At 29.7% G+C, this 13,171-nt stretch carries 11 protein-coding genes; 2 read left to right on the top strand and 9 right to left on the bottom strand.

Annotated features, from left to right (window positions below):
- Positions 1 to 31: 31 nt before the first annotated feature.
- The 7 genes from CP965_RS00235 to CP965_RS00205 form a co-directional block, all read right to left on the bottom strand.
- Positions 32 to 754, bottom strand: coding sequence for a cytochrome b/b6 domain-containing protein (locus CP965_RS00235; protein ID WP_129060789.1), 723 nt, complete (start codon positions 752 to 754; stop codon positions 32 to 34).
- 1 nt (position 755) lies between these two features.
- Positions 756 to 2,492: a nickel-dependent hydrogenase large subunit gene (locus CP965_RS00230; RefSeq protein WP_129060021.1), complete on the bottom strand. Its 1,737-nt coding sequence runs from the start codon at positions 2,490 to 2,492 to the stop codon at positions 756 to 758.
- 3 nt (positions 2,493 to 2,495) lie between these two features.
- On the bottom strand, positions 2,496 to 3,734 hold the full coding sequence (locus tag CP965_RS00225; RefSeq protein WP_129060020.1) for a hydrogenase small subunit: 1,239 nt from the start codon (positions 3,732 to 3,734) through the stop codon (positions 2,496 to 2,498).
- 248 nt (positions 3,735 to 3,982) lie between these two features.
- On the bottom strand, positions 3,983 to 5,338 hold the full coding sequence (locus CP965_RS00220; RefSeq protein ID WP_129060019.1) for a nickel-dependent hydrogenase large subunit: 1,356 nt from the start codon (positions 5,336 to 5,338) through the stop codon (positions 3,983 to 3,985).
- Positions 5,335 to 6,237: an NADH-quinone oxidoreductase subunit B family protein gene (locus CP965_RS00215; RefSeq protein ID WP_129060018.1), complete on the bottom strand. Its 903-nt coding sequence runs from the start codon at positions 6,235 to 6,237 to the stop codon at positions 5,335 to 5,337. The genes CP965_RS00220 and CP965_RS00215 overlap by 4 nt, the downstream gene beginning before the upstream one ends.
- Positions 6,227 to 6,817: a TetR/AcrR family transcriptional regulator gene (locus tag CP965_RS00210; RefSeq protein ID WP_129060017.1), complete on the bottom strand. Its 591-nt coding sequence runs from the start codon at positions 6,815 to 6,817 to the stop codon at positions 6,227 to 6,229. Before CP965_RS00210 ends, CP965_RS00215 begins: the two co-directional genes overlap by 11 nt.
- Before the next feature lie 132 nt (positions 6,818 to 6,949).
- Entirely contained in the window at positions 6,950 to 9,529 is a 2,580-nt protein-coding gene (locus CP965_RS00205) for a bifunctional aconitate hydratase 2/2-methylisocitrate dehydratase (RefSeq protein ID WP_129060016.1), read from the bottom strand.
- Positions 9,530 to 9,825: 296 nt separating this feature from the next.
- On the opposite strand from CP965_RS00205, the gene CP965_RS00200 reads away from it, so the two are divergent.
- Complete coding sequence (locus CP965_RS00200; protein ID WP_129060015.1) at positions 9,826 to 10,269, top strand: YiiD C-terminal domain-containing protein; 444 nt, start codon at positions 9,826 to 9,828, stop codon at positions 10,267 to 10,269.
- Here the strand turns inward: CP965_RS00200 and CP965_RS00195 are convergent.
- Both CP965_RS00195 and CP965_RS00190 read right to left on the bottom strand, forming a co-directional pair.
- Positions 10,266 to 11,486, bottom strand: coding sequence for a GGDEF domain-containing protein (locus CP965_RS00195; protein ID WP_129060014.1), 1,221 nt, complete (start codon positions 11,484 to 11,486; stop codon positions 10,266 to 10,268). The genes CP965_RS00200 and CP965_RS00195 overlap by 4 nt on opposite strands.
- Before the next feature lie 17 nt (positions 11,487 to 11,503).
- Positions 11,504 to 12,211, bottom strand: a complete 708-nt coding sequence (locus tag CP965_RS00190) for a YebC/PmpR family DNA-binding transcriptional regulator (protein ID WP_129060013.1) — start codon at positions 12,209 to 12,211, stop codon at positions 11,504 to 11,506.
- Positions 12,212 to 12,318: 107 nt separating this feature from the next.
- On the opposite strand from CP965_RS00190, the gene pgp3 reads away from it, so the two are divergent.
- The gene (gene pgp3 / locus CP965_RS00185) at positions 12,319 to 13,167 is read left to right on the top strand and encodes a peptidoglycan metallopeptidase Pgp3 (protein WP_129060012.1); all 849 of its coding nucleotides are present in this window, start codon (positions 12,319 to 12,321) and stop codon (positions 13,165 to 13,167) included.
- The last annotated feature ends 4 nt before the right edge of the window (positions 13,168 to 13,171 follow it).

Here is a 13,171-nt window from a genome sequence, read left to right as displayed (position 1 = left end):
ACTATCAAGGGTTAAAATAACCCTTGATATATCAATCATTTTTTTCAATTTCACCTTTTGAGTTAACAATATTTTTATTAACAAACTTTGTTCCCCCAAATACAATATTGATATCACCTTCTCTCCAGAAGATTGTTCTCCATACCTGATAATAAATATGACACATAACCCACATTATTAATAAATACATAGCTGTATGGTGAGCAATTCTAACTCCCATATTTCCACCAAATACATATAAAGTCCAATCAGTTGCAAAGTGTAACATCCAAGGCCACCAAGCTCCAATTGAACTAGTTCCAGATGCTAAACCATGAACATACAACTGAAGTCCTGTTAATAACATAAATACTAATAGAATATGAAAAAGTGTAAAGAACATAATGTTATAAGAATCACTATGTGTTGAATCAAATCTTTTTCTTCTATTAAATGTCATTAAATTAAAGAATACTTCACAAAACTCTATAAAGTTTTTCTTTGTTGGTAAAATCTTTTTATAAGGTTTTTCAAACCTAGAAAAAAGATATAAATAACCAATTAAGATTGCTGTAACATCAAAGATAATTGCAGCAATGAAGTGCCCCCATCTATTCCATGCCATCACATATTTATCAACTGCTGGGTCAGCAATTAATGTTTGATAATATGGATATCCGATATATAGCCCGGTTGCAACCGCAACAATCATACAAATAGCATTCGTCCAGTGAATGATTCGCATGATTGGGGTCATTCTTTCAACCCGCTTCATTTTAGGCACGGCATCCTCCTACAGGATCTACTTTATAAACTGCCAATTCTTTACCTTTAGTATCTACTATATGAACTGCACAAGCAATACAAGGGTCAAAACTATGTACTGTTCTAATAATCTCTAAAGGCTCATCAGGATTAACAACTTTTGTTCCAACTAGTGAAGCTTCATAAGCTCCTAATCTTCCTTTGTAATCTTTTGGTGCTGCATTCCAAGTTGAAGGTACAACTGCTTGATAATTTATAACTTTTCCATCTTTTATTTTAACCCAGTGACCTAAACTACCCCTTGGAGCCTCTGCCATACCAAACCCTTGAGCATCTTTTGCTACTTTATCAAAATCAAACTCAGTCCAAGTAGATAAATCACCACTTGCTACATTAGCTGCTAACTCATCACACCACTCAATAAGGACATCACACATCAATTCTGTTTCTATAGCTCTTGCTGCTGTTCTTCCTACTGTTGAGAAAAGAACTTTTGTTGGAAGGTTTCCATTTTTTAAGAATTTAGTTACATACTTGGAAATTCTCTCATCACCTTTTGCTACAGCAACAACCATTCTTGCTAAGGGACCAACTTCCATTCTTTCATCATCATATAATGGAGATTTAATCCATGAATATTTATTTTCAGTATCTAAATAGGCAATACCATCTTTCTTCTCCCTAAATCCAGTATACTTAGGATCTGTAACACCATCATATGGGTGTTTGTTTGTTGTTCCTTCATACCAAGCATGAGTTACATCTTCTGTGATTTTTGTTTGGTCCAACTCATAAACTTTTGATAAATCTTTATTCATAACAATACCTGATGGAAATAGTTTAGCAGAATTATAAAAAGGTAAATCATCTAAATTAAAATCACCATAAGACATAAAATTACCTAGTCCTCCACCAACACCCTCAAGTGCTTCATCAGCATACATTGTTCCAGCCATATAAACATCAGGTAAATATGCTTGTTTTGTAAATTTAAGAGCCTTTTGAATTATGTCTTTAAACTCTGCAACTCTAACTGGATTTTTGATATCTTGAACACAAGTTACTCCACCAACTACAATTGATTGAGGGTGTGGGTTTTTACCACCAAAAATAGCCTGTGCTTTTGCTACTTCTCTTTGTAATTCTAAAGCATCTAAATAGTGAGAAAGACCAATTAGGTTTTGCTCTGGAGTTAATTTATATGCTTTACTTCCCCAATATGCATTTCCAAAAATTCCAAGTCTACCTTGTTTTACATACTTTGTAACTCTTTCTTGAACTGCAGCATAATTATCTTCACTTGCATTCCATGGTCTTTGACCTGAAAGTTTAGCCCATTTTTGTGCTTCTTCTACAGTTTTCTTTGGGTCTGCTTCTAAAGCTTTTGTAATATCTACCCAGTCAAGAGCATGTAAATGATAGAAGTGAACAATATGATCATGAATATATAATCCACCTTGCATAAGGTTTCTTACAAGTCTTGCATTTTTTGGAATAGTTACGTTAAATGCATGTTCAACTGCTTCAATACTTCTTTGATAATGAGTTCCTGTGCATACACCACAAATTCTCATAGCTAAAAGACCACAGTCTCTTGGGTCTCTACCTTTTAAAATTTCTTCAATACCTCTGAACATCGTTGAAGAACTATAAGCTTCTTGAATAACATTATTATCATCAATTACAGCTTCAATTCTAAGATGGCCTTCAATTCTTGTTATTGGATCTATTACTACGTGTTTACTCATTTGTTATTCCTCATCTTCACTATGAACTGTTCTTTTTCCTGCAACTGCACTTGCTACGGCATGTACACCAATACCAATTGATGTAGCTGTTAATAGCCCTAGACCGAACTCATCTACAGTTTTTTCTACTCCACCAGTAGGAGCTTTAATATTTGCATCTGCCATTGGTCTTTCATATGCATATTTATCCCAGAAATCTGGTTCAGAACAACCAATACAACCACGACCAACACCAATAGGCCAGTTTGCACCTTCGTTATATCTAATAATAGAACAATTGTTAAATGTCATTGGTCCTTTACAACCCATTTTGTATAGACACCAGTTATTTTTAGCTCCATCATCACCCCACTCTTCTACATACTCACCTGCATCAAAGTGTGCTCTTCTTTCACAGTTATCATGAATTCTATACCCAAATGCAAATTTAGGTCTTAATAATGAGTCTAACTCAGGAATTTGACCTGTTAATACATAATGTAAAACTACACCAACCATATTAGCTGGATTTGCTGGACAGGCAGGGATATTAATAATTGGCTTACCTTTTACAATATCCATAACACCAACGGCACCTGTTGGATTTGGAGCAGCAGCTGGAATACCTCCAAATGTAGCACATGTACCAACGGCAACTACAGCAGCAGCATCTTTTGATAATCTTTTAAGATTATCTTCAAATGTTTCACCACCAGGACCAATTGTTCCATATTGTCCATTCATTGCTTTTGGAATTGCACCTTCAACAAATAGTAAATATTTCCCTTTAAAAGTATGAATTGCATCTTCTAACTGATGTTCAGCTTGATGACCTGAAGCAGCTTGTAATGTATGATGATACTCTAAAGATAGTACATCAAAAAGTAAATCATCTACAGTTGGAGTAGCTGACCTTAAAATAGCTTCTGAGTTACCAGCACAGTCTTGTAACTCAATCCAAACAACAGGAACTCTATTCATAAGTTCTGTTGCTTGGGCAACTAAAGGAGTAAACATAGGAGGTAACATAAGTGTTGCAGTTGTTGCACTTGCCCACTTCATAAAGTCTCTTCTATTTACACCTTCACTTTCTACAACCTCCATTAAATCGATATCTTTAAGTGCAGGTTGCTTTCTTAATGCAGCTAATCTACTTTTTGCTTTTTCAAAAAGCGAATTATAATAAGCATCACCTTTATTAGTATTAATTCTTGCAGAATTTGTGGTAAAAACTTTTTTAACCATTTCTTGAGAATCAACCATCCTTTCTCCTTTTTATTTATTAAATGAATACTCATTTATTTCTTTAAGAAAATTAACTTTTTATTACTTAATGTCAAATTATTAAAAATAACAATCTCAATTAAATTGATAGCATTAAGATAGCATCTAAAAAATGAATATTCATTTATATGGGCCTATAGAGAAAATTTGGTTCTAAAAATGCATAAGACCATTAAAGATTAAAGCTTTTTTTATATTTTATTAAAATGTTTCAAAGTGAAACAGAATTAGTGAGTTGTACAAACAGAACATACATCAAAGCTTCGTAAAATCAGTTTTGCTTTTGCTAAAGAGTCTGTTCCTATTATTGCTTTTTGTGAAGTTGAAAGTTTATCTTCTATCCCTGGGCCTAGATTCCATACAGTGGGTGTAATCACATCATATTTTGAAATAATTCCATTTTCAATTTCAATATCATGATATAAAGAACCTCTACAAGCTTCTACTGCACTTTGTCCAAATCCATATTTAAAATCACTAAGAGAAACTTTTGGTTTAATAAAAGAATCCTCATTTATATCTATTTGTTTAATTAACTCTTTTGTTTTAAAAAGTAAAAAACCTAATTCATCCATTCGTGCTAAAATTCTTGTAAACATTGAATCTTTATATTTTCTATGAATATCATTTACAAAATCTCTATTTTGTACTATTGCACGAGAAAGTGGACCAGTTTCATAAAAGTTATTTGAATATAGTGCAGTTTTTGACCAAGTATATGCTTCTTTTGATATTTTTGATTTATCAATATCAAAACTATTTAATGTTAGTTCTTCAATATTTTCATAACTAATATTTTTAGTTAATTTTCTATTTATTTTTCCTTTTTCAAAAGATAAAGAATCACCTAAAACTAAATGTCTATTATAGGATTTACCAATTTTTTCAAATTCATTCTCAAAAGAGATTGTTATAAAATCTTTTAAATCACCTTTTACTTTATATAAATCTTCACTTTTTTTGAAATCAAGGTAGTTGTCTAGTTTAATACCAACTAAACTATTTTCAAAAAAAATAATAGCTTGATCCATATAATTTTGCATAGAAATTAAATCTAATAAAGTAGGATCACTCATAACTCCTCCAGGTATCATATAAGAAGTGTGAGGCCATTGTCCTCCAATAAGTGCTAAAGATTTAATAGTTTCACTAGCAATCATTGAGGCTTCTAACCATTTTTTCCCTTTTAAAGGTGTATATTCTGCTAAATTATTTTGAGAAAATTTAACTATATCAGGCATTATAAACATATAAAACCATTTTATATGTGAATCTATAATCTCAATATTTAAACCTATTTCTCTAAGTAATTTTGCTTTTTTAGTTAAAATTAGTTCTTCATTATGATTTTTGTAAATATTTTCTAAAGCTTCAACTGTAGCTTTCAAATGAGCTTGTCCACAAATTCCACAAATTCTTGGAGTATAAACTAAAGCATCTAGAGCAGGCTTATCTTTTAATATAAACTCAAAGCCTCTAAAATTTAAAAACTGTATTTTTACATCAGATATTTTTTCTTTATTCCATTGGCAAACAAGTTTTGCTTCACCTTCTATTCTTTCTACTATATCTACAGTTTTCATTTAATAATCTTTTCATTTAATCTATCTATTTTAAAAGTTTTAGCTACTCCAGCAATAGATAAATAAGCTCTTTTACTAACACCTAAAGGAACTTCATCTGGAATACCAATATTCTTTTTTGTTTCAAGCATATTATTTCTAGGAAAATCAAACTCTGTACAGCCAATACAGGGCATTCCTGCTCTTGTTTTACTATTTACATCATTCCAAAGAATTTTATTACAGTTTGAGTGAGTCATTGGACCACGACAACCTTGTTCGTAAAAAAGACAGCCTTCTTTTAATCCGAAAGAATTAGCTTCTACTTTCCACTCAAAATACTCATTTCTTGTACAACCGTGATGGGCTAAATAAGAATAAATCTCTTTTGGTCTTCCTTTTTCATCTAAAGCTATTTGCTTATATTCTTTAAGAGAAAATAGTGTTTGAAATATCCACTCTGGATGAACAGGACAACCAGTAAGATTAACGATTGGATGTTTTAAAGTTGAAGTATCATGTTCAAATAAAGCTTCTTGTAAACCCAAAATATTATTGTTTTGCTCAAACTTTTTATGTACTCCACCATAAGAAGCACAAGAACCAACAGCTATTAAATATTTTGACTTTAAAACAAGCTTTTTTAAAATTTCATTTGTAGTTTGATTTGATAGTTGAAAAAACTCTTTATTTGAACTTATTGCACCCTCTACAAGTAAAAAATCAATTTCTTCATCTTTTTTTAGTAAATCATCTAGTAAAATATCAGTAGTTAAAGAAGGGTGATAGATCAAATCAAAACTATTTAAAAATAGTTTTAATCTATTTACATTTGCACTTAAAAATGAGTGAGTATTTCCATTACAAGTTATAGCTTGAAGCCAAACTATTTTTGGTTTATTCCTTTCATTATTTTTCATACTTTAATGCTCTATAGATATTTTCTGCCACATCATCTGAATAGCTTATTATATCTTTATCAAGAACTTGCTCTCCAGAAAGAAAAGCAAAACCACCTAATGCTCCCATAATCATTGCAAAAGCAGGAAAGAAATCTTGTTGTCTAAACTCTTTTTTAGCAGCTCCCTCATCAAGTAAAATCATAACTTCTGTTACAAATTCACTTACACATAAAAAACCTTCACATCCTTCTTGAAAAACTTCTCTATTTGATAAATATACTCTTAAAAAATATTCAATAATTTCAGGAGATTTTTGAACATTCTCTAAATATTTTTTAGTAAATAAAAATATTTTTTCTTTTGAAGATGCATCCATTTCATTTATTTTTTTCAAATCAGTTGCCAAAATATTAGTTGAATACTTAATAGCAAATTTTGCAAGTTCTTCTTTTGATTTAAAATAATTATACATATTTCCAACACTCATACTCATAGCTTTTGCAATATCAGGTATTGTTGTATTATAAAAACCTTTTTTAGAAAAAAGTTTTAATGCATTTTCAATAATTGAATTTTTCTTTTCTTCTTTTGACGACACGTCTTTCCTTAATTAAAATGGTAGTTTTTATTATATTATTATATTTGTTAATAGTAAATGAATATTCATAAGAGAAGAGAGTTTAATAAATAAAGAATAAAGAGAAAACTCTTTATTCTTTTATTTTAATTATTATCTAGATGTCATTAATCCAGTTAATTGTTCAGGAGTTACTTGGTGGAAGTTTAAGTATTTATAAACTCCATCTTTGTTTTTCTCAGTAATTTTATTAGGTACGATTTTCATATACTCTTCTACAGTTGGAAGTCTTCCAAGAAGTGCAGATACTGCTGCCATTTCTGCAGAACCTAAATAAACTTTTGAGTTTTTACCAAGTCTATTATCAAAGTTTCTTGTACTTGTTGAGAATACAACAGAACCTTCAGATACTTGTGCTTGGTTACCCATACATAAAGAACAACCTGGCATTTCTAATCTTGCACCAGCTCCTGCAAAAATTGCATAATATCCTTCTTCTGTTAATTGAGCTTCATCCATTTTTGTTGGAGGAGCAACCCATAATTTAGCTGGAACTTCACCCTCACCTTTAAGAACTTCACCAAGTGCTCTAAATAGTCCAATATTAGTCATACAAGAACCAACAAATACTTCATCAATTTTTTCAGTTGGTCTATTTGAATCTGCTAAAATGTTAGATAAAGTATCAACATCATCTGGATCATTTGGACAAGCTAAAATTGGCTCTTTAATCTCATTTAAATCAATTTCAATTACTGCTTTATATTCTGCATCAGCATCTGGTTGAATTAATTCTGGGTTAGCTAACCATTCTTTCATTTTATCTGCTCTTCTTTGAAGAGTTCTAGAATCTTCATAACCTTCTTCAATCATTTTTTCAATTAATGCAATATTTGAAGATAAGTATTCAATAATTGGTTCTTTATCTAATTGAACAGAGCAAGCTGCTGCTGATCTCTCTGCTGCTGCATCTGATAATTCAAATGCTTGCTCAACTTTAAGTTGTGGTAAACCTTGAATTTCAATAATTGTACCCGCAAATACATTCTTTTTATTTTTCTTAGGAACAGTTAATAATCCATCTTGAATTGCTTGATAAGGAATAGCATTAACTAAATCTCTTAAAGTAATTCCTGGTTGCATTTCACCTTTGAATTTAACTAATACAGATTCTGGCATAGTTAATGGCATCATACCAGTAACACCTGCAAATGCAATAAGACCAGAACCAGCTGGGAATGAAATACCAATTGGGAATCTTGTATGTGAATCTCCACCAGTACCAACTGTATCTGGTAAGCATAATCTATTTAACCAAGAGTGAATAACACCATCACCTGGCTTAAGTGTAACACCACCTCTTGAATTAATGAAATCAGGTAAAGTATGTCTTAATTTGATATCTGCTGGTTTTGGATAAGCTGCTGTATGACAAAATGATTGCATAACCATATCAGCACCAAATGATAATGCCGCAAGTTCTTTAATCTCATCTCTTGTCATTGGTCCAGTTGTATCTTGTGATCCAACAGTAGTTGCGATTGGTTCAACATACATACCTGGTCTAACACCTTCAATACCACAAGCTCTACCAACCATTTTTTGTGCTTGAGAAAAACCTTTTCCAGAATCAGCTGGTTGCTCAGGAGCTAAGAACATATCTGAAGCTCCTAATCCTAATACTTCTCTTGCTTTTGCAGTAAGACCTTTACCAATAATTAAAGGAATTCTACCACCTGCTCTCATTTCATCAGTCATAGTATTTGGAGCTAATTTAAATTCAGAAACTACTTCACCATTTTTAGTAATTTGCCCAGCGTAAGGCTTAACAATAATTTCATCACCAGTTTCTAACTCATCAACTGGAGCTTCAATTGGTAAACATCCTGAATCTTCTGCAGTATTGAAGAAAATTGGAGCAATAATAGAACCAATTACAACACCACCAGTTCTTTTATTTGGAACACCTGGAATATCTCTACCCATATGCCATTGAACAGAGTTAATACCTGATTTTCTTGAAGAACCAGTACCAACAACATCACCAACATATGCTAAAGGATTACCTTTTTGTCTTAATTCTTCCATTTTTTCTAATGGTTTTTCCATTCTTGATTGCAACATTGCAGTTGCGTGTAATGGGATATCAGGTCTTGTAAATGCAACAGTTGCAGGAGATAAATCATCTGTATTTGTTTCACCTGGAATTTTGTAAACAGTTAATTTAATTTCTTCTTCTAATGCTGGTTTATTTGTAAACCACTCTGCATTTGCCCAAGATTCAATAACTTCTTTAGCTTTTGCATTTCCAGCATCCATTAAGTCTTTTACATCATTAAATGCATCATATACTAAGATTGTATTTTTTAATTGTGTAGCAGCTGCCTCTGCAACTTCTTCAACTTTTAATGCTTCGATTAATGGAGAAACATTAAATCCACCCATCATTGTTCCTAAAATTTCAATTGCTTCTATTTTAGAGATAACTGAACATGCAACTTTACCTTGTACGATGTCATTTAAAAATGCTGCTTTTACATATGCTGCATCATCAACACCTGGGTTAATTTTATTCTTAAATAATTCTAAGCAATATTCCGCTTCCTCAACTGGGTTAGCTTTTAGTAATTCTACAAGCTCAGCAGTTTCTTCAGCAGTTAATGCTAATGGTGGTAATCCACCTTCGTTTAATCTTTCCTCTGTATGTGCTTTATAAGTAGCTAATAAACTCATCTACATCTCCTATTAAATTTGTTATTATAGTATACCACAATGTTTATTTAGTTAATTGTACAATTTTTGTAAATCATTAGACAATTTTTTATTCTAAGATTAAAAGTTACTAAAAGTAATAAATATCTCTTGTTTTTTCCTAAAAAAGTTAAGTTTTTTATAGTTTTGCTATAATAATGTATATATAAAAAATAGAAAAAGACCCTCATCATAAAGTTTTGTCTTTGTACAATAATTGTACATAAATTTAAACTTTGTACATAATTTTTTTATATAAAAAAAATAAAGGATTTTTTATGCTTGTTGAACTTGAAAATAAATTACATGATGAAATACCACTAACAAAATTTATGCAACTTAAAATTAATAAAATTACAAAAAAACATTTGATTACAAGTGCACCATTAAAACCAAACATAAATGATAAGCTAACTGGTTTTGCAGGAAGTTTAAGTACTATTGTTACAATATCAGCTTGGAGCGTATGTTATCTTAAAGTTAAAGAGATAGTAGGTCTAGAAAATAGCATGATAGCAATTATAAAAAGTAATATATCTTATAGAGCACCTGTAACAAAAGATTTTACTTGTATAACAACTTTACCAGATGAAAAAGAAATTTATAAATTAAAAGAAAAACTAGAACTAAAAAAAAGTGCCTCTATTAGAATTAAATCTCAAATTATTGAGAAGGAAACCGTATGTGTAGACTTTGAAGGAATTTATGTTATAAAAATTTAACTTCTTTTTTGTTTGTTTTTTTGTTTATCTTTATACATTCTTTCATCAGCTACTGCCTTTAATTGGTCAATATCAACTCCATCTATACCAAATTGAGAAACACCAAAAGAAGCACTAATTATTATTTTTAAATCTTTTTTACTATAAGGTGTTTCTTCAAATTTATCATTGATTTTATCTATAATAATTTGAATATTTTCTATTTCTGTGTTAGGAAATAAAATTATAAACTCGTCTCCCCCTGTACGAAAAAACTGGTCAGTTTCTCTTATTGTACTTTTAACAAGAGTAGAAAATAAAACTAAAATTTCATCTCCAATATGATGACCATAAGTATCATTTATAAGTTTAAAGCCATTAAGGTCTACTAACATTAAAGAAAAGATTTTATTGTATCTTTTACAAGTTTTAGAAAGCATTTCTGAATATTCATCAAAACGTTTTCTATTTAAAACTTTAGTTAAAGAATCTGTATTACTAATATATTCCAAATCTTTATATGATTCTACAATCTTTTTATTTTGTTCATTAAAAGTTTTTTCTAATTCTTTTACTTCTTTTAAAGAAGTATCAATATAAACTTTATTTTCTAAATCTTCATGGCTTGTAATCTTTTTTATTTGTTCAATTAAACTATTTATAGGTTGAACGAAATATTTCTTTAATAACATATACCATATTGAAAAAAATACAGTTATTGTTATCAAAAATAAAAAAGTAGTTAATAAAACTATTTCTTTAAGAGATATTTTTAAATTTAAAATAGGATAATCTATTTGAGTCACAGCTGCTAAATCACCTATTTTAACTTTTTGATGACAAGATAAGCACTCTTCCTTATAATATATCGAAGATTTTAATTCAACATATTGTCCATCTTTAACATGAGTAGATACTTTTAGATTCTCTCTATTTACTTTAAAATCTTTTGGTAAAGAATCTGGATTTAAAATCTTAATTTCAATATCAGGGATAGATTCTTCTAACTCTAATATCATTTGATTAATATTTTCTTTGTCACCACCATTTTTCATTACAGTGTATAAATTTTGGAAAACTAAACTAGATACAACTTTTGCATCATTTCTAATACTTTTTTCAATACTACTTGATTGAATATAAGTACCATATATAACAAATAAAACAACAACTACACTTATTGAAATTAATATAGTATTTGTAATAAACTTGTTATATGATATAGTTTTCTTTTTCAAATGCCAATATCTTTTACTTATTCCATATTTGTAAATACTGCTTGAACATCATCATCATCTTCAAGTTTTTCAAGTAGTTTACCTATTTCTTCTTGTTGTTCTTCTGTAAATACTTGAGGATTGTTAGAGATTCTTTTTAATTCTGCTTTTTTTAGTTCAATTCCAAGTTCTTCAAACTTTGTATTCATATTTCCAAAATCTGTATAATCAGCAAGTGCTATACATAATCCATCTTCTTCTTCAAGTTCTTCAAGCCCAGAATCAATTAATTCCAATTCTAATTCTTCCAAATCTATATCAGGCTTATCAAATTCAAAAATAGCTCTTCTATCAAACATAAATTCTAAAGAACCTGTTGGAACAACTTGTCCACCATTTTTATTGAAATGCATTTTAACATTTGCAACAGTTCTTGTATTATTATCTGTTGCACATTCTACAAATACAAGTACTCCGTGAGGACCTTTTCCTTCAAAGTTTACATCCGTATAATTTTTTGCATCTTTTCCTGTTGCTCTTTTTATAGCTGCTTCAATATTTGTTTTTGGTAAATTTTGTGCTTTTGCATTTAAAATAGCTGTTCTTAATGCTGGGTTCATTTCTGGATCACCACCACCAGCTTTTGCTGCAATTTCGATTGCTTTTGCTAGTTTTGGGAAAACCCTTGACATATTTCCCCATCTTTTCATTTTTGCTGCTTTTCGATATTCAAAGGCTCTACCCATAAATTACTCCATTTTTAATATTATTCTTTATTTTTCGCGTATTATATCCTTTTTGTTATAACAATTCTCTAAGAGAATAATAATATTTTTTTGATATTATTAGTTTTATGAAAAAGATAAGCTTAATATTAATTTTTATTAACCTCTATTTAGGGGCTACTATTTTAACTTTTAATAAGACTGTAGAAAATGCAAATACTATACTCATAAAACTAAAAGAAAAAAATATTTCAGAGCCTAAATTAACATTAGATAAACACAATATAGATTTTAATAAATTAAAAGATGATACTTATTATGCAATAGTACCTATCTCTTACTATAAAAAACTTAAAAACTATAAAATAATAATATCCTATATAAAAGAAAACAAAAAGATTTTTAAAGGGATTCCTATTACTGTTATTGATGGTAAATATAAAAGTGAAGTTATAAATGTTGATAGTTCAAAAGTCACATTAAATGAAAAAAACAAAAAAAGAACTAATATTGAATATCAAGAAGCGATGAATATATATAATAAAAAAACAAATTTATCATATATAAATAAAAAATTCATATACCCTTTAAATAGTAAAATCACTAGTGATTTTGGGAGAAAAAGAGTTTATAATGGAAAACTAAAATCCTATCATAGTGGTACTGACTTTAGGGCCTCTGTAGGGACACCTATAAAAGCAACAAATGATGGAAAAATTGTTTTGGCAAAAAATAGATTTTATGCAGGTAATTCTATAATCATTGACCATGGGCAAGGGATTTACTCTTGTTATTATCATTTAAGTAAAATGAACTTTAAAGTTGGAGATTTTGTAAAGCAAGGTGAAGTTATTGCACTAAGTGGTAATACAGGAAGAAGCACAGGACCACATCTTCACTTTTCAATAAGAGTTCATTCTATTCTTGTAGATCCTTTACAATTTATTGAAATAATGAATAATAATCTTTTTAATTAAGCTT

It is taken from the genome of Halarcobacter mediterraneus, assembly GCF_004116625.1.
In the GTDB taxonomy this organism is placed as follows: domain Bacteria; phylum Campylobacterota; class Campylobacteria; order Campylobacterales; family Arcobacteraceae; genus Halarcobacter; species Halarcobacter mediterraneus.
The sequence above is the reverse complement of the archived record's forward strand: the minus strand, read 5'-3'. Positions and strand labels throughout refer to the sequence as shown.

Coding starts and splice junctions, on each gene's coding strand:
- CP965_RS00235 (WP_129060789.1), bottom strand. CDS start 754: ATGAAGCGGGTTGAAAGAATGACCCCAATCATGCGAATCATTCACTGG.
- CP965_RS00200 (WP_129060015.1), top strand. CDS start 9,826: ATGCTTGTTGAACTTGAAAATAAATTACATGATGAAATACCACTAACA.
- CP965_RS00190 (WP_129060013.1), bottom strand. CDS start 12,211: ATGGGTAGAGCCTTTGAATATCGAAAAGCAGCAAAAATGAAAAGATGG.
- CP965_RS00205 (WP_129060016.1), bottom strand. CDS start 9,529: ATGAGTTTATTAGCTACTTATAAAGCACATACAGAGGAAAGATTAAAC.
- CP965_RS00215 (WP_129060018.1), bottom strand. CDS start 6,237: ATGAAAAATAATGAAAGGAATAAACCAAAAATAGTTTGGCTTCAAGCT.
- CP965_RS00225 (WP_129060020.1), bottom strand. CDS start 3,734: ATGGTTGATTCTCAAGAAATGGTTAAAAAAGTTTTTACCACAAATTCT.
- pgp3 (WP_129060012.1), top strand. CDS start 12,319: ATGAAAAAGATAAGCTTAATATTAATTTTTATTAACCTCTATTTAGGG.
- CP965_RS00220 (WP_129060019.1), bottom strand. CDS start 5,338: ATGAAAACTGTAGATATAGTAGAAAGAATAGAAGGTGAAGCAAAACTT.
- CP965_RS00230 (WP_129060021.1), bottom strand. CDS start 2,492: ATGAGTAAACACGTAGTAATAGATCCAATAACAAGAATTGAAGGCCAT.